This is a genomic window from Photorhabdus heterorhabditis (assembly GCF_018448905.1).
In the GTDB taxonomy this organism is placed as follows: Bacteria; Pseudomonadota; Gammaproteobacteria; order Enterobacterales; family Enterobacteriaceae; genus Photorhabdus; species Photorhabdus heterorhabditis.
The window spans coordinates 1-255 of sequence record NZ_RCWA01000206.1; the positions used below are offsets into that span (position 1 = coordinate 1).

Annotated in this window: 1 protein-coding gene; it reads right to left on the reverse strand. The window is 99.6% G+C overall.

Annotated features, from left to right (window positions below; genetic code table 11):
* Positions 1–255: hypothetical protein (locus EAE89_RS24555; protein ID WP_045631777.1), on the reverse strand; the 255-nt coding region annotated here is incomplete at both ends.

Consider the following 255-nt stretch of genomic DNA (forward strand, 5'->3'; position numbering starts at 1 on the left):
CCCCCCCCCCCCCCCCCCCCCCCCCCCCCCCCCCCCCCCCCCCCCCCCCCCCCCCCCCCCCCCCCCCCCCCCCCCCCCCCCCCCCCCCCCCCCCCCCCCCCCCCCCCCCCCCCCCCCCCCCCCCCCCACCCCCCCCCCCCCCCCCCCCCCCCCCCCCCCCCCCCCCCCCCCCCCCCCCCCCCCCCCCCCCCCCCCCCCCCCCCCCCCCCCCCCCCCCCCCCCCCCCCCCCCCCCCCCCCCCCCCCCCCCCCCCCC